Genomic DNA, 16,044 nt, shown 5'->3' on the forward strand with positions numbered 1-16,044 from the left:
TGCCTTTGCGGGCGGGGTGTTGCCCATGCCCGGAAATCCGCTTTGGAATGCGCCTGCCCCCTCAGGGGCCCGCGTTGACACCCCAAGGCCCCGCTCCTATGGTCCGCGCGGATTTTCCGGCCCCTGTCCACCCCCTCCGGGGCCGATGCAAACAGAGATATATGATGCAAAAAACCCGCGATTTTCTCACCCGTATCGGCCAGCCCGCGGGAGATTGTTTTGATCTGCCGACCTCTGAAAAACGCTTTGAGGATGGCGCGCAATACCGCTTTGAAGTGCCGGGCATTCAAGGGCCTTCTGCCATGGCCGCGCTCATGGAGGCGGTGGCCAAAAACGGCGTGCCCATTCACCGGGTCACCCAGACCAAGGGTGTCATGACGCTGCTGGATAGCGAGATCACCGCCATGGTGGATATGGCGGCTGAGGCGGGCGTCGAGCTTGTCCTCTCCGTAGGCCCGCGGGCCACAACCGATACCTCGGCTTCCGTGAATACGCCCGAAGGGCTGCGCATGGGCTACCGCCTGCGCGGGCAGGAGCAGGTCATCCGCGCCACCGAGGAGATCCGCCGGGGGGTGGATCTGGGTGTGATGTCCTATCTCGTCTATGACGAAGGGCAGCTGTGGCTGATGAACCAGATGCGCGCGGCGGGCGATATCCCCGAGGGCGTGCGCTTCAAGGTCTCCGCCCATACCGGCCATGGCAATCCCTGCGCGGCGGCGATGCTCGTGGGGATTGGCGCCAATTCGATCAACCCGGTGCGCGATATCCAGATGCAGATGTTGGCCGCGATGCGCGCCGCGGTGGATGTGCCGCTTGATGTGCATACGGAAAATCCCGCCTCCACCGGCGGCTTCATCCGTCACTACGAGGTGCCCGAGATGGTGCGCGTGGCCGCCCCCATCTATCTCAAGACAGGCGGCTCGGTCGCCAAGACCCACAGCTGGGACAGCTCGGATGCCGATGCCGCCAAACGCTCCAAACAGGTGACCCTCGTCAAGCGCATGCTTGATGAATACTACCCCGATGCCGTGACTGTTGCACCGAAGAAGGGCTGAACCATGCCCGATGTCTTGCAGGCAGACCTCGAGCGGTTTTGCGCTCAGGTGCTCATAGGCGCAGGCGTGCCCGAGGCGGATGCAGAGATCATCGTGGCCTCTATCGTTTACGCCCATGGCACTGGCAAGGGCACCCATGGGGCCAGCCGCCTGCCGATCTATGTGCACCGGCTCAAACAGGGTCTGATGCAGCCCGAAACGCCGCTGACCGAGCTCTCCGCCGCACCTGCCATGGCGCTGCTGGATGCGGGCGATGGCTTTGGCCAAGTGGCGGCGATCCGGGGCATGGACCGCGCCGTTGCCATGGCGCGCGAAACCGGCATCGGCATGGTGGGCATCCGCCATTCCCACAATTTTGGCACCGCCGCCTTTATCGCCGCACACGGCGTGGGGCAGGGGATGGCGGTGCAGATCTTCTCCAACGCCGCACCGGCCATCGCGCCCACCGGCGGGCAACGCGCGGTCTTTGGCACGAACCCCATGGCCTGGGGCTTTCCCACGCCGGAGGGCCATCCGCCGATTATCTTTGACATGGCCACCTCGCAGGTGGCCCGCGGCAAGATCCGACTGGCGCAGACCAATGGGGAGAGCATCCCGGGCGATTGGGCGCTTGACGCCAATGGCCAGCCCACCACCGATCCGGATGCCGCGTTGGCAGGCTCCATGCTGCCTCTGGGCGGGGCCAAGGGTTACGGGCTCTCGCTGGTGGTCGATGTCATGGCCGGGCTCATGACGCGCTCGGCCTCGGGCGGGCAGGCGCGCAATCTCAACACGCCCGATGGTCCGTCGCGCTGTGGGCATATGCTGCTGGCCATTGATCTCGACCGTCTCCTGCCACGCGAAGAGTATGATGCGCAGATGGCGGCCCTGATCACCGCGACCAAGGCCGCAGGTGCCGAGGGCGCAGTCTCCCTGCCCGGCGAGCGGGCGGCGCGGACCCTGGCGGCGCAGGGGTCCCGCGTGCCGCTCTCCGAGGCCGTGTTGGCCAAGCTCGACGCTCTGGCGGCTGAGACCAATGTCGCCGCTCTGGGGCGCGCCTGAGATGGTCGCGCGTCCCGTGCCCACGGCCCTCGTCCTTGGTGGCACGGCGCCCCATATTGCGCTTATTCAGTCTCTGAAAACGCGTGGATGGCGGGTCGTTCTGGTGGATTATCTCGACGCCCCGCCTGCCGCGCCCCATGCGGATCTGCATGTGCAGGAAAGCACGCTCGATCCGGAGGCTGTTGAGGCTGTGGCGCGCGCAGAGGGCGCATCGCTGGTGATTGCCACTTGCGTGGATCAGGCCAATGTCATCGCAGCGCAGGTCTCCGAGCGGCTGGGCCTGCCTGCGCCCTACAGCTTCGCCACCGCCGCGTTGATCGGCAACAAAGGCGCAATGAAGGACAGGCTGGCCGAGGCAGGCCTGCCCACGGCGCGCCATGTGTCTCTGACCAAGGCAGATTTGGCTGGGTTAGAGACGAAAATCGCCGCGCTGCATTTCCCGCTCATCGTGAAGCCCGCCGACAGCAATGGCTCCAATGGTGTGCGCCGGGCCGATGATCTGGCCGCGCTGCGCACTCATCTCACAACCGCGCTGGAGATCAGCCGCGTGGGCGAGGCCATCGTGGAGGAATTTCTGGAAGGTGACGAGCTCTCGGTGGATTGTTTCATCGAAAAGGGCCGCGCCAGGATCGTTCTGGTGCGCCGCAAATTCCCGATGATCGGCGTGCCCGAGGGCAAGGTCATCCAATCCACGGGCTCCATCGCCCCCCACGATCTAGGCGATCAGGCCGCAGAGGTCGAGGAAACCCTGAGCAAGCTGGCCCGGGCCTTTGATCTGGATAACGTGCCGATGCTCGTGCAGGGGTTCCTCTCGCCGCGTGGGTTCCACCTCATCGAGTTCTCCCCGCGTCTCTCTGGTGGTACGGGCTCCGCTGTCACGAAACAGGTTTCGGGGTTCGACGCCATCGAGGCCTCGCTCGACAGCTGGCTCGGCAATCCTGTTGAGGTCACCCTCAATCCGCCCGGTATCGTGCTCATGACCAATACGCTCTACGCCGCGCCCGGCACCTTTGACCGGATCGAAGGGATAGAGGCACTGCTGGAGGAGGGCGTGATCGCGCGCTGGATGCCTTACAAGACGCCCGGCATGGAGATCGGTGACGATATGTCGACCCGCTCGCGTGTGGGTGCCTTCCTTGTGACCGCGCCAGATAGCGCGACAGCCTTTGCCCGCACCCGGGCGGCCATTGCCCGGATTGAAGCCTATGACACCCAGGGCCACGCGCTGCTAAGGCGCGATGTTCTGAGCCAATTAAGAGACTAATTCAGCCCAAAAAGGCCTTTTTATCCCATGACCGCATCTCTCTATGACAGCCCCTATTATGCCGATCAGTTCAGCACGCCCCAGATGCGCGCGCTTTTCTCGGATGCGGGGCGGTTTCAATCCTGGCTTGATTTTGAAGCGGCACTGGCCCGGGCGGAAGCCGCCTGTGAGGTGATCCCGGCGGAGGCCGCTGAGGCGATCAGCGCTGCGGCAACGCTCGACAATCTCAATCCCGAGGTCATGAAAGAGACCTATGAGAAGGTGGGCTTTGCCATCGTGCCTTTGGTCAAACAGCTCACCGCCGCCTGCCCGGAGCATGCGGCGCGCTACGTGCATTGGGGCGCGACCACGCAGGATGTGCTCGACACGGGCCTCGTGTTGCAGATGCGCGCGGGCCTCGAGATGATCGAGGCGGAGCTTGATGGGGTGATCACGGCCCTTGTGACGCTGGCTGCCACCCATCGCGATACGCCGCAGGCGGGTCGCACGTTTCAGCAACATGCCGTGCCCATCACCTTTGGCTACAAGGTCGCCGGGTGGCTTGATGAGGCCCTGCGCCATCGCGCGCGGCTGCCCGAGATCAAGCACCGCGCGCTGGCGGTGCAATATGGCGGCGCCGTGGGCACGCTGGCGCCCCTGCGCGAGAAGGGCCCCGAGGTGCGCGCCGCACTCGCGCGCGAGCTGGAGCTGCGCGATCCTGACATCACCTGGCATACGGGCCGCGACAGCTTCGCCGAGGTGATCTTCTGGCTCGGTCTCGTGGGCGGCCTTCTGGGTCGGATCGGCACGGAAGTGGCCATGCTCATGCGCTCCGAGATCTCGGAGGTGCGTGAACCTTATGTGCCCGGGCGCGGCGCCTCCTCGGCCATGCCGCAGAAACGCAATCCCATTGCCTGCCCCCAGATCATCGCGATTGCTAACCGGATGCGCGCTCTGGTGCCGCAGATGATGGAGAGCCAGATTCAGGAACACGAGCGCGGCATCGCCGCCATGCCCGTGGAATGGATGGTGATCCCCGAGGCGTTCCTCTTGGCCTCCGGCGCACTGCATCACGCACGCCCCATGCTGGAGAGGCTCGATGTGGATGTGTCGGCTATGGCGCGTACGCTCAATTCGGGTGGCGGACTGATCATGTCGGAAGCGGTCATGTCGGGCCTTGCCCCCAAGCTGGGGCGCGGCGCGGCCCATGAGGTGGTCACAGGGGCTGCGGCTGCGGCCATGGACAGTGGGCGGCATCTGCGCGACGCGCTTTTGGAAAACGAGACTGTTACAGCGGAATTTAGCACCTCAGAGATCGATCACCTGCTCGATCCCGGCAATTATACCGGCTCCTGCGGGGCCATGGTGGATGCGGTTTTGGCCCGCGCAGCACAACAAGGATTTGTACAATGACGAACCCGAGATGGAAGGTCCGCCCCGAAGGCTCCACATGGGGCGATTGGGGCCCGGATGATCAGTTGGGCCGGATGAACCTCGTGGGGGCCGAACAGGTCAAAAAAGGTATTGCGGAGGTGCGCGAGGGGCGCACCTTCTGTCTGTCGCTGCCGCTTGATCTGCCCGGTGGCAATGTGCTCTCGCCGGTGCGCTTCCCGCCCGCCCTGCGGCCCGTGATCCGCAATGACGCGCCCTATTTCAACTACAATTGGCGTGAGTTCGACCCGCGCTTCCCCGATATCGCCGCCGATGATGCGGTGCTGCTTTACACGCAATATTCGACCCAATGGGATGCGCTGGCCCATCGTGGCTCGAACTTCGATGTGATGGGTGATGGGACGGATGTGCCGGTCTATTACAACGGGTTCCGCGCGGGCGAAGACCTGACGATGGACGACAATCACGTTACATGCGCCCATAAGCTTGGGATCGAGAATTTCGCGGCCCACGGTGTTCAGGGGCGCGGGGTGCTTATCAACCTGCACAAGCATTTCGGCAATGAAAGACACGATGTTGGCTATGACGATCTGATGCGTGTCATGGAGGCGGATGGGATCGAGATCGAAGAGGGCGACATGGCGCTCTTCTGGACGGGCATCGACCGGATGATCCTCAAAGGCGCGGGCAATCCTGACCCGGCGATCAAGAAGGCCTGCGCGGTGCTCGATGGTCATGACACGCGGCTCTTGCAATGGATCAGCGATTCAGGCGTGGCCGCACTCATTTCCGACAACATCGCGGTGGAGGCCGCGGGCAATCCCCTGCCGGACGATTATTGCGGCTCGATCCTGCCCTTGCACGAGCATTGCCTGTTCAAACTTGGCGTGCCTCTGGCTGAGCTCTGGCAGCTCTGCGATCTGGCGGAATATCTGGAGGCGGAGGGGCGCTCGCGGTTCCTGCTGACGGCGCCCCCGTTGCGGCTTACGGGGGCTGTGGGCTCCCCGGCGACACCGATCGCCACAGTCTGAGCAGAACGGTTTGAAGCGGCGGCCCCTCTTGCGTAGGTTGGGCCCAACTTCAAGGAAGAGCTGCCCATGGTCTCGCTTCGCTCCAGCTTACGTTCTGGTGTCAAACGCACGCTTTTTGGCACGGCTGCGGCCTTGCACAAACGCGATCCCTCAGGACAGAGCGAAGCGCGTTTCTGGCGCAAGATTATCGCACGGATGCACAACAAGCCCGAGCAATTGCAGAGTTTGGGATGGCAGGCTGAGGAGCAGGGCAATCTGCGCCTGGCCTTTGATGTCTGGGCCGCGCTGAGCCTGACAAAGAGCAAGCTGCGCGGGAAAGGCCTGCGCAAACTGATCCGGATGGAGCGGAACATCCGCCTCGCGTCGCTGTTGCAGGGGGACCGCGTGGGGCAAGCGCTCACGGCTTTTGATATGCCTTTGCCTCCAGCGGATGATACAGAGCCTGTTTCAGGGGATTTGGCGCAATTGCAGGCATCTGTTGAGGCGTTCTGGCAGGGCGCCGACAGGCTTGAACCCCCCCAGCAGAGCCGTCTGTGCAAAGCCTGTGCCGCCTTGGCCGCAGCGGAGAACCGGGCCGGGCGTTCGACCACTGCGGTGTTTACGCTGCAGCCGGTCCTGTCGTGTTTTCCAGCCTATCAGACGGTCTACCCGCAGGTTTACAAGGCTCTGCTCGAAATGCTGATGAACGCCTATCAGACCCAAGCGCAAACCGAGCCCGTCTGGGCGCTTCTGGCGCAATGGGATCTGTTTCTGGAGACACGCGCGGCGCATGTCGGGGACGCTACGTCCGACCAGCTCTGGCAGTTTGCCCTGCGCTATGGGCACAGGCTTCTCGACATGGATGAAAGCGACGCAGCCGCCCGCCTTATCGCGCCGCTTCAGGAGCGTCGGGAGGACAGTGCAGGCGCTTTGTCCCTGACCGCGCGCATGGCAGAGCGCCGCGCGGATTGGGAGGCGGCCGCCCGCGACTGGCAGCTTTATGCCGCGATCATGAACCCGGTTTCGACCAAGAGCGGCACGATCAAAGCCCAAAATGCCGAAACCCGGGCGCGTCAGGCCAATGTCGGACGCACGGGCCTGCGCCGGGTGCGGGTCGAACAGGCGCTGGATGCGCATAAGGCGGGCCAGATGCGCGCCTTTCGCGAAATGGCTGTGCGGATCGTGGAGAGCCTGCCGGACCAGCGGCTGTTGAAATATGATCCCCGCATTCTGGAGGTGGCGCGGCTGTATGTGCAAGACGCCCTGCGTGAGGAGGGTCTCTTCACACCGTCGGTTGGAAATGCAGGGCTGCGCCGTGTGGTCATTGCGATGGATATTCTCAAGGTCTCCGAGGTGCATACCCATTCCCGGGTGATCTTTACCATGTGCCGCAATCTGCTCCTGCATGATCCCGGGCTCGAGATCCATGTGGTCATCACCCATGAACGGTTTGCCGTCACAACACCTGTTGTGGCGGAAGCCTTCGATCCCACGCGGGATGCGGATGTCGAAGAGCGTGCGCGGGCCGCGCTGGGGGATCTGTTTGGCGCGCGCTTTCACCTGCACAGCCATCTCGCACCAGGGCTTGAGGGGGTGGCGGAAGTGGCGCAGCACATCCTCGCCCTGACGCCCGATGTCGTTCTTTACGGTGGTGGGCACCGGGGGCTGTTTTCCAATGAAAGCCGTCTGGTGCGCCATGTGCTCTATGATCTGCTGCCAGCCGTCTTCTTCTACATTCAGGCCAATAACGAGGTGGATCCCAAGTTCGACATGATCATCACGCGCGGCCCCCATGCGGTTGAGGGGGATCCGGGCAGGGCCACGATCCGGGAGCAGCCCTATCCCACGATTGTTGATGCTGCCCTGAGCGCCGCGCAGCAACCTGTTGATCCCGCCAAGCATGAGAGCAAGACACTTGTCTCCGCCATCACGGGGGTCCGCATGGACGTGCGGCTCTCCGAGATGGGTGCCGAGGAGATGGCGGGGTTCTTCTCTATCCTCGATCGTGTGCCCGGCGCGGTATGGCATTTCATTGGCTGTCGCGACATCAAGATGGTGCGCGCCAAGAACCCCGAAATTGCCCGGCGCATGACGGAGGGGCAGATTGTCCTGCATACGGTCATGCCGTTTGAGGACTTCACCGATCTTGTGACACAAGCGTCTCTGTTTCTGCATCTTCCGGGCTTTACCGGGGGCTCGGGCGGGGCGGCTGTGGCGCGTCGTGCGGCCATCCCGATCCTGACGTTCAATCACTCCGATGTCTCCGGGCGCCAGCCGCCAGAGACCGTGTTCGAGACAGACAATATCGCAGGCTTTGCCGAGATGGCCGTTGGCCTGCTTGAAGATGCCGATGCCTGGGTGGGCATTGCCGAGCGTCAGATTGCCCATACCAACTGGATCCGTGAAACCTCTGTGCAGGGGTTCCATGGCTGCCTGTCCGAGGCGGCCAGGCTTGGCCGGGACAGGCTGGCGCAGGCCCTGGGCTAATCCAGGGGGATGGAGCGCCTCTTTCTCTCCGGCTACCGCAAGCTTGTGCCCAACCGGCTCAAACGCGCCTTGCCGAAATCCCTCAAGGCGCGGGTGCGGGAGGCGCTGTCTTATTTCACGGCCCGGCCGGGTCTGAAGGATTTGCATCTGCGCCATCAGGCCATGGCAGCGGAGAAGCAGGGCGATTGGGCGGCGGCCATGGGCCATTGGCAGCATCTGGCCATTCTGAGCCACCCGCCGCGCGGTGAGGCCGGAGATCCGCCTGCCGTTCTGACGCCGCTCCAGCCCGACGCGCCTGAAGACGATGCGCTGCGAAAAACGCGCCACGCGCTGGCCGGGCTGCGCCGGGCGCGGGCGCATCAGGCGATGGCCCTGTTTGCGCAAGGCGACACCCGCAAGGCCGCTGCCTTGGTCGCGCAGGTGGTTGAAAGCCTGCCAGATCACCGCATGCTCAAAAACGAGCCGATCATTCTGGACGCTGTCAGCCACTATCTGCGCAGGGCTCTGGCGGAAGACGGGCAGGGGCCAGAAACAGTCACTGTTTCGGCGCAAAAACCACATGTGATCGTATTGTGTCTCGATATTCTCAAAATATCTGACGTGCACACCCATGCCCGCGTCCTCTTTGCGATCTGCCGCAATCTGCTGGAACTGGATCCGAACCTCACGACCCATCTTGTGGTGACCCGTGAACGCTTTGCGGTCACGACCCCTGTTGTGGCCTCCGCCTTTGATCCGCAACGGCGCGTGCTTGCGGCGCAAAAGGCGGCTGCGGCTCTGGGGCCGCTTTATGGCACGCGCTTTTTCTTGCACATGCGCGAGAGCCCCGGGCTTGAAGGGGTGCTGGAGACATGTCGCTTCATGCTGGATCTCAAGCCGGATGTGGTGCTGTACGGGGGCGGTCATCGCGGGCTCTTCTCCAATGAAAGCCGGGTGGTGCGCCATGCTCTGTTCGAGCATCTGCCAAGTGCCTTTTTCTACATCCAATCCAACAATCAGGTCGATCCGGCGCTGGATATGATCATTGCCCGTGGCCCACATGCCATTGAGGGCGATGCCGGCGCCGCCCGGATCCGGGTGCAGCCTTATCCCACCATTGTGAATGATGAGACCGAGCCGCCACCGCCTGAGATCACGCCCGCAAAGCGAGGGAGCAAGATCATTGTCTCTGCGATTGCCGGGCTCAGGATGCGCGCGCGCCTCGCGCAGCAGGATCGTGCAACATTAGAGACGCTTTTTGCCCTGTTGGACCGCGTGCCCGGCGCGGTCTGGCATATGATTGGGGCCGCTGATCCGGAAGGTCTGGCGCGGGATTTGCCGGTCATTGGCAAGCGGGTGGCCAAGGGTCAGATCGTCGTGCATCCTGTCCTGCCTTTCGCGGAGTTTGTCACACGCGTTGAGGCGGCGGCTCTCTTCATTCATCCCCCCGGATTCACCGGCGGGTCGGGGGGCGCGGCGGTCGCGCGCAAGGCAGGTGTGCCAATCCTGACCTGTCGGGACAGTGATGTCTCTGGCCGCCAGCCGCCCGAGACTGTGTTCGAGACCCGTGACATGGCCGGGTTGACGGCCAAGGCCTGTGAGATCCTGCAAAGCGATGCAGCATGGGCGGAGGTTGTCTCGCGCCAGATTGCGCATAAGCAATGGATACGTGAGACGGCCGCGCAAGGCTTCTATGGGTGTCTTTGCGAGACAGTTGAGGCCTATCACGCCCGAAAAGCAGTGGAATAGAGCCTAAAATCCCACGCGGGCGGCATATCCTGAGAGCGGGTAGAGTGCTTGGTGGCGGACAGGCACCACATTGCTCGGATAGCGGGCCGCGAGGTCGCGCTGTTCGCGGTCACTTAGGCAGAGACGGGCCAATGCGCGGCGCGCCTGCGGGGGCAAGCTTCGGCCCGTATTGGTATATCCCGGATCCGGTACCTGCCATCCCTGCCCATAATAGGCCTCCAGAAATTGCTCAGGATGCTGAGGTCTGAGGATTTCTGTGCCTCGCATCACAGCGGTCTCTGCGGCTTCGAAATGCGACAGGGGCAGGGGCAGGGCCGCATGCTTGTGCAGCCAGACTTCGCGGCTGCCTGCTTCGGGGCTGAAAACGGGCCTGTTGTCGAGGTGGCACCAGACGTCACCACCCTCCTGGCGGATGCGGAAGGGCCGGGCTTGTTCGTTGAAACCAATGACAAACCCCCGTGCGGCCAGCCGCGCCATGATCTCCAGCGCGTCAGAGCGCACGGCATCAGGGTCGGTCTGGGGGGCGGCATAGCCGACATCAAAATCATCGTCCCCGGGGATGAAATCCTGCGCGCGCACCTGCCCCAGAAGCGTGCCATAGAGAACGACAAGCGGCCGCTGAAAGTCTTCTGCGAAGACGTCTTTCAATGCGCTGTAGAGCGCCAGATAGCCGCCCTGACGCGCCTCCAACTCGGCACTGTTCAGGCGGAACTGGCCCTTTTTGCTCAAGGGACCGCGGGCCTCGATGATCCGGGCGATATCGCCTTGGCCATGGGGCATATGGATCTGCCAGCCCGCGCCTGCTTCGGATGTGGGCAAAAGCGCGCCATTCACCCGTGCCTGCAAGAGCGCCTCAGGGGGGAAGCGCTCAAGGACGGGACGGGCAATGATCATGCGAAAGACAGCGCGCCCGGCTTTGGATTGCAATGTCTCGCGCCGCAGCACGCAGCCATCCAGCTCCAGCGTCAGCTCCACAGGCTCCGCCGTCTTGAGCGATGCGCTGACACGCAGGCCAAGATAGCCAATCTGGGCTTGCAGAAAGCCGCGCAGAGGGGCGGGCAGCGCGGGAGGCTCCTTGCCCGCCGACTGGAGGCGGGCTGCGAAGAGGGGATCTTCGACGGGGGCGGCCTCTGGTCCGCCATAGAGCTTTGATGCCTCGGCCTGCTGGCCGCGGTCTGTGAGCATGCGCGCATGGGCAAAGGCAAAATCGGGATGGCGTGTGGCCTGGAAGAGGTGACCTGCCACACGGCCCCGCAGCCCACCTGGCACATGGCGCAAGGGCCGGGCCAGATGAGCGTGGTAGAGATCAAAAAGCTGTCGACGCACAGCGTACCTTTCAGGACAGATCAGGGCAGGGGGCTGTAGCGCCCCTTACAAGACGAGGTCGGATATTGTGAGGGCGGGATCCCCGTCCAGATCCAGTCCAAAATCGGAGCTGCCATCCCCATCGATATCGATATAGAGCCGCCCGATCGTACCATTGTAGCGAACCTCGTTGCCCGCGCCGGTGTAGCTCGTCACGAAGGTAAGCCCGGAGGCAATGCCGGAGAGGTCGATCTGATCTTCGCCGACGGTGAAATCGGTGATCCGATCCCGTGTGCCGGAGCCCTGTACGCTTTCGGAGACCGCCTCAAAGACAAACACATCCGCACCAGCACCGCCGCCCATGACATCGGCGCCCGCGCCGCCGATGATGCGATCATTATTGCCGCCCCCAAAGAGCCTGTCATTGCCGGATCCGCCCTCCAGCGTGTCATTGCCGGAATTGCCGGCAAGAACATCATTATCCGCACCCCCAAAGAAGCGGTCATCGCCGGAGGAGCCGCGCATCGTGTCATTGCCTTCACGGCCAAGGAGAAGGTCATCGTCACCGCCGCCCGAGGCCCAGTCATCTCCTGCGCCGCCGTTCAACGTATCCTCTCCGGCATTGCCATAGAGCGTGTCGCGGCCCTCATCGGCCAGCAGGCGATCATCACCCTGTGCGCCGACCAGCAGGTCATCATCCGCGCCGCCCTCAAGCGTATCGGCGTCATCCCCGCCGTAGAGCTTGTCATCGCCAGCGCCGCCCTCGAGGGTGTTGTCACCGGCTTCGCCCCGCAGCGTATCATTGCCATTGCCACCCAGGAGCGTGTCATCTCCCGATCCGCCGAGCAGGCTGTCGTTGTTGTTGCCGCCAGAGAGGGAATCCGCGCCGCTGTCTCCATCAAGCGTGTCATCTCCGCTATTGCCGAAGAGGCGATCATCATCGGAGCCGCCGCGCATGGAATCGTCGCCATCATTGCCCGCCAGCAGGTCTTCGCCGGAGGAGCCGATCATGGTGTCCGCATCATCGCCGCCATAGAGTTTGTCATCGCCGGCGCCGGCGGAGAGACGGTTTTCGCCAGCACCCCCGCGCAGCGTATCGTCTCCATCCTGGCCAAAGAGGCTGTCATTGCCATCATCCCCCAGCAGGCTGTCATTGCCTGCGCCTGCGATGAGCCTGTCTGCGCCGCCTGCGCCTCCGAGCGTATCATCGCCCAGATCACTGCGCAGCGTATTGGCCATGCCATCGCCCAGCATGTCGATGTCGTAATCCCCGATGAGCGTGTAATTCTCCACATTCATGAAGGTATCGCGCAGGTCCGTGGTGCCGCGCGCGCCGCTGTCTCCTGCGACGAAATCAACCTCGACAACGAATTCCTGGGGCATCTGACCACTCAAATCGACAAGGATCGTGTCGATGCCGGCGCCGCCGTCAAACGTGTCCTCACCTGTGTCCATTTCCCAGGTGTCATCATCATCACCGCCCAGAAGGCTATCGTTGCCCGCGCCATCCTGCAGTATATCGTCACCAGCGCCGCCCTCGAGCGTATCGTCGCCTTCCTCGCCAAGCAGCAGATCATTGCCGCCCCGGCCCACCAGAAGATCGCTCCCGCCATTGCCATCCAGTGTTTCTTCGCCCGCGCTGCCACGGAGCGTATCGGCGGCTGTGCGCGATCCACGCACAACTTCGATATCCGTGAGCTGATCGGTAAAGGCGGTGCCTTCCCATGTGCCGCTGGCCGTACCGGCCTCGAGATCGACCGTGACACCCGTCACATCTGATCTGTCATAGCGGATCTGATCGATGCCGCCCTTGCCATCAACCGTGTCGTTGCCGCGCTCGGTGATGAAGCTCTCGTTGCCATCAGAGCCTTCGAGCAGGTCGTCAAAATCCGTGGCGCGGATTTCGAGCCCGCCGCTGGTGTCGGCAACCGTGATCGTGTCTTGCCCGCCCAGACCATCATTGGAGACCAGGCCGGCCTCGAGATCCACCACGATGCCGGAACTGGGAGCCATTTGTGCGCCAAAGAGATAGGTCAGCCGGACCACGCCATCATTGAGCGTGATGTTGAAGACGTCATCGCCCTCGCCGCCTTCGATATCGATCCAGTGGGGGGCATCGAGGGTGATGTTGAACGTGTCATCCCCGGTTGTGCCGCCCAGCCCCAGGCCATCGGCGCTCAGAATGGCGTCTATGTCCAGCAGCCTGTCGGTGAAGCCGGAGGTGGCGATGGTGCCGATATTGAGCTGGCCGTTGAGTGTGGCGGTGAGGGGGCCCGTGCCCCCGTAGTCAAAATCATAATCGATAAAGGCAAAGGCCTGATCGCCAAGGCCGGAGAAGCTGATCGTGTCATTGCCCTGGGTGGCTTCGATTATGGCATTGGTGGCGCCTGATTGTGCGCCCAGCAGAATGCGGTCATCGCCTGTGCCCCCAACGATGAAATCACTGAAGGGGCTGTCGAGGTACGTGATCGGTTGAGTGATGATCGGCGCGAAATTCCGGAAAGCCGTCTCGAAATCGATGGACCCGGTGGCGGCGCTGGCGTCAATGACGATGGGTCTGTCATTGAGCAGAGCCGCGAGCCCATTGGGATTGCCCTGATCGAGAGCATCAAGCGCGTCATCAAAGGCCACGAGGCCCCAACTGATATTGCCCACAGAGCCCAGCGGTGTGCCGCCACCGGTTGTCATCGACATGGACGAGATGGTGCCGGCTTGCGGGGCTGCGGTGTCACTGAGGACAAAACCGGACCCGTTCAACGTGGTGATGATGCCGGTGCTGGTGTTCTGCAAGACAATCTGCGTGCTGCTTTGAGACAGCAATGTGATGGCTATAGCGTTGGTTTCGTCAAAAAACGCATCATTGAAGAAAGCGCTGTTGTCGCTTGCATAGGTCAGTCTCATGGGGATGTGCCTCGGGATCGGATGTATTTTGCCCGTACATTACCGATGGCTCCCGGAGGGGACCACAGCTTTCCTGCGGCGCTCGGCCGACTATTGCTTTTCTGACGCGCTCAGAGGATCAGATCATCCTCGGTGAGCCCGGCACCCGCCCCGAGATCCACCGAGAATTCCGACGCCGCATCGGTATCCGTGGTGATATAGAGCCGCCCGATACTGTCGTTGTAGCGGACCTCGTTGCCCGCTCCGGTGTAGCTCGACACGAAGCTCAGCGTGCCGGAGAACCCCGACAGATCGATAACATCCTCGCCTGCGGTGAAATCGGTGATCGTGTCGCGCGTGGAATTGCTGGGGCTGTCTGAGGCGCTGTCAAAGACAAAGACATCCGCGCCGGTGCCCCCCGAGAGCGTGTCAGTACCTGTACCGCCATCGAGCGTGTCATTGTCAGACCCGCCCGAGAGGCTGTCATTGCCGGAGCTGGCGGAGAGAAAATCATCGCCCAGCGTGCCGCGCAGCGTATCGTTATTGGCGCCTGAGAAGATGCGATCGCCGCCCGATCCGCCATTGATGCTGTCATTGCCGGTGGAGCCCGAGATCGTATCGTCGCCCGCGCCACCCTCGATCGTGTCCGAGCCGCTGTCGCCCCGGATGAAATCATCGCCGGAGCGGCCGAAGATCACATCGGCGCTGGAGCCGCCGGAGATGTTCTCCTCGCCCGATCCGCCATCGATTGTGTCGCTGGCCGATCCGCCATTGATTGTATCGTCGCCGCTCTCGCCGCGGATAAAGTCCGCCCCGCTGTCGCCATTGATGACATCATCGCCGGAGCCGCCGAAGATATCGTCATCATTGGAGCCGCCCGAGAGATCATCATCGCCTGCGCCGCCAAAGAGCGTGTCATCACCAAGATCGCCGCTCAGAAAATCAGCGCCATCAAGGCCAAACATGCTGTCATCGCCGGTGCCGCCAACAAAGTCATCGCTCTCGGCGCCGCCAATCAGCGTGTCATCGCCGCCCTCGCCAAAGACGATGGCCTGAACCTCACCCTGCCGCCCGTCATAGCGATCATTCCCCAGACCCAGCTCGACATTACCGGTGATCAGCCCGGAATTGTCGATCCGGTCATTCTGATTGAGCAGTTTGACCCGGCCCGAGAGCGTGCCCGAATTCTCAATGCGGACGGCCACATTGGCCTCATCTTCGGCGTTGCGCTGGAACTCGCCGGGGATGGTGTAGCTGTCAATCCAGACCGCGAAACCCGGCCCGTTGGCCTCGTCACGGGCGCCAGAGATGGTGCCGGTGTTGGTGATGTTGATCTGTGAGACCGGGCCTGCACCGCCGTAGATCCCGGCATCGATGGTAATGCCTGCGCCATATTCCGGCGCATAATCCGTGCCAGAAAAGCCAAGCCCGGACCCTGAGATCAGGCCATGATTGCTCACCTGCATCGTATCGGTGCCGATGGTGCTGAGCTCAACTCCGGTGCCCCCGCTGACGGCGCCGAGGTTGGTCAGGTTGGCTCTGTCGCCCGATAGCCGGATCGCCGCAAGGTCCGAGATCGTACTGGATGAGACCTGTCCGCTGGCCTGAACCATGACCGAGGCGCGGTTGCCTGACATGTTGATGGCATAACCGGATTCAGAAAAAACGCTCCCAAAGACAAAGAAATCCTGATTGCTGCCTGATCCAACGATGGCCGTGGTGGTGAAACTGCCGACAGTGATGCCGGAGGCCACAACGCCGGCGGCGCCAAGATCCGATCCAAGATTGGCGCGGGTGCCGCTGCCAATGGAATTTGTTGTCAAAGCGACATCGGGCATGGGAAATCTCCTGTCTGAAATGCGTGCAATCCGGGTTGCACGCTACCACAGATTACCCCATGCCC

At 62.8% G+C, this 16,044-nt stretch carries 10 protein-coding genes; 7 read left to right on the forward strand and 3 right to left on the reverse strand.

Annotated elements, in window-relative coordinates:
- Window positions 1-164 precede the first annotated feature (164 nt).
- The 7 genes from ACP15S_RS19890 (at window position 165) to ACP15S_RS19920 (ending at window position 9,956) form a co-directional block, all read left to right on the forward strand.
- Window positions 165-1,055 (forward strand): hypothetical protein, encoded by an 891-nt coding sequence (locus tag ACP15S_RS19890; RefSeq protein WP_425041396.1) that lies wholly within the window; start codon window positions 165-167, stop codon window positions 1,053-1,055.
- A gap of 3 nt (window positions 1,056-1,058) precedes the next feature.
- The gene (locus ACP15S_RS19895; protein ID WP_425041397.1) at window positions 1,059-2,096 is read left to right on the forward strand and encodes an Ldh family oxidoreductase; all 1,038 of its coding nucleotides are present in this window, start codon (window positions 1,059-1,061) and stop codon (window positions 2,094-2,096) included.
- Complete coding sequence (locus tag ACP15S_RS19900; protein ID WP_425041398.1) at window positions 2,071-3,360, forward strand: ATP-grasp domain-containing protein; 1,290 nt, start codon at window positions 2,071-2,073, stop codon at window positions 3,358-3,360. The genes ACP15S_RS19895 and ACP15S_RS19900 overlap by 26 nt, the downstream gene beginning before the upstream one ends.
- Before the next feature lie 27 nt (window positions 3,361-3,387).
- Entirely contained in the window at window positions 3,388-4,752 is a 1,365-nt protein-coding gene (locus ACP15S_RS19905) for a class-II fumarase/aspartase family protein (protein WP_425041399.1), read from the forward strand.
- On the forward strand, window positions 4,749-5,762 hold the full coding sequence (locus tag ACP15S_RS19910) for a cyclase family protein (RefSeq protein ID WP_425041400.1): 1,014 nt from the start codon (window positions 4,749-4,751) through the stop codon (window positions 5,760-5,762). The genes ACP15S_RS19905 and ACP15S_RS19910 overlap by 4 nt, the downstream gene beginning before the upstream one ends.
- A gap of 66 nt (window positions 5,763-5,828) precedes the next feature.
- Entirely contained in the window at window positions 5,829-8,228 is a 2,400-nt protein-coding gene (locus tag ACP15S_RS19915; protein WP_425041401.1) for a hypothetical protein, read from the forward strand.
- Window positions 8,229-8,237: 9 nt separating this feature from the next.
- Window positions 8,238-9,956: a hypothetical protein gene (locus ACP15S_RS19920; RefSeq protein ID WP_425041402.1), complete on the forward strand. Its 1,719-nt coding sequence runs from the start codon at window positions 8,238-8,240 to the stop codon at window positions 9,954-9,956.
- A 3-nt stretch (window positions 9,957-9,959) separates the two neighbouring features.
- On the opposite strand, the gene ACP15S_RS19925 is transcribed toward ACP15S_RS19920, so the two are convergent.
- The 3 genes from ACP15S_RS19925 to ACP15S_RS19935 all read right to left on the reverse strand — a co-directional run bounded on the left by ACP15S_RS19925 (window position 9,960) and on the right by ACP15S_RS19935 (window position 15,979).
- Window positions 9,960-11,282, reverse strand: coding sequence for a LicD family protein (locus ACP15S_RS19925; RefSeq protein WP_425041403.1), 1,323 nt, complete (start codon window positions 11,280-11,282; stop codon window positions 9,960-9,962).
- Between the two features lie 45 nt (window positions 11,283-11,327).
- The gene (locus tag ACP15S_RS19930; RefSeq protein WP_425041404.1) at window positions 11,328-14,162 is read right to left on the reverse strand and encodes a calcium-binding protein; all 2,835 of its coding nucleotides are present in this window, start codon (window positions 14,160-14,162) and stop codon (window positions 11,328-11,330) included.
- Between the two features lie 110 nt (window positions 14,163-14,272).
- The gene (locus ACP15S_RS19935; RefSeq protein WP_425041405.1) at window positions 14,273-15,979 is read right to left on the reverse strand and encodes a calcium-binding protein; all 1,707 of its coding nucleotides are present in this window, start codon (window positions 15,977-15,979) and stop codon (window positions 14,273-14,275) included.
- Window positions 15,980-16,044 lie beyond the last annotated feature (65 nt).

Origin of the sequence: Primorskyibacter sp. S187A (genome assembly GCF_049800955.1) — a bacterium.
Lineage (GTDB): Bacteria > Pseudomonadota > Alphaproteobacteria > Rhodobacterales > Rhodobacteraceae > JAKVBH01.

Coding starts and splice junctions, on each gene's coding strand:
- ACP15S_RS19920 (WP_425041402.1), top strand. CDS start 8,238: ATGGAGCGCCTCTTTCTCTCCGGCTACCGCAAGCTTGTGCCCAACCGG.
- ACP15S_RS19890 (WP_425041396.1), top strand. CDS start 165: ATGCAAAAAACCCGCGATTTTCTCACCCGTATCGGCCAGCCCGCGGGA.
- ACP15S_RS19900 (WP_425041398.1), top strand. CDS start 2,071: ATGTCGCCGCTCTGGGGCGCGCCTGAGATGGTCGCGCGTCCCGTGCCC.
- ACP15S_RS19905 (WP_425041399.1), top strand. CDS start 3,388: ATGACCGCATCTCTCTATGACAGCCCCTATTATGCCGATCAGTTCAGC.
- ACP15S_RS19915 (WP_425041401.1), top strand. CDS start 5,829: ATGGTCTCGCTTCGCTCCAGCTTACGTTCTGGTGTCAAACGCACGCTT.
- ACP15S_RS19930 (WP_425041404.1), bottom strand. CDS start 14,162: ATGAGACTGACCTATGCAAGCGACAACAGCGCTTTCTTCAATGATGCG.
- ACP15S_RS19895 (WP_425041397.1), top strand. CDS start 1,059: ATGCCCGATGTCTTGCAGGCAGACCTCGAGCGGTTTTGCGCTCAGGTG.
- ACP15S_RS19935 (WP_425041405.1), bottom strand. CDS start 15,979: ATGCCCGATGTCGCTTTGACAACAAATTCCATTGGCAGCGGCACCCGC.
- ACP15S_RS19910 (WP_425041400.1), top strand. CDS start 4,749: ATGACGAACCCGAGATGGAAGGTCCGCCCCGAAGGCTCCACATGGGGC.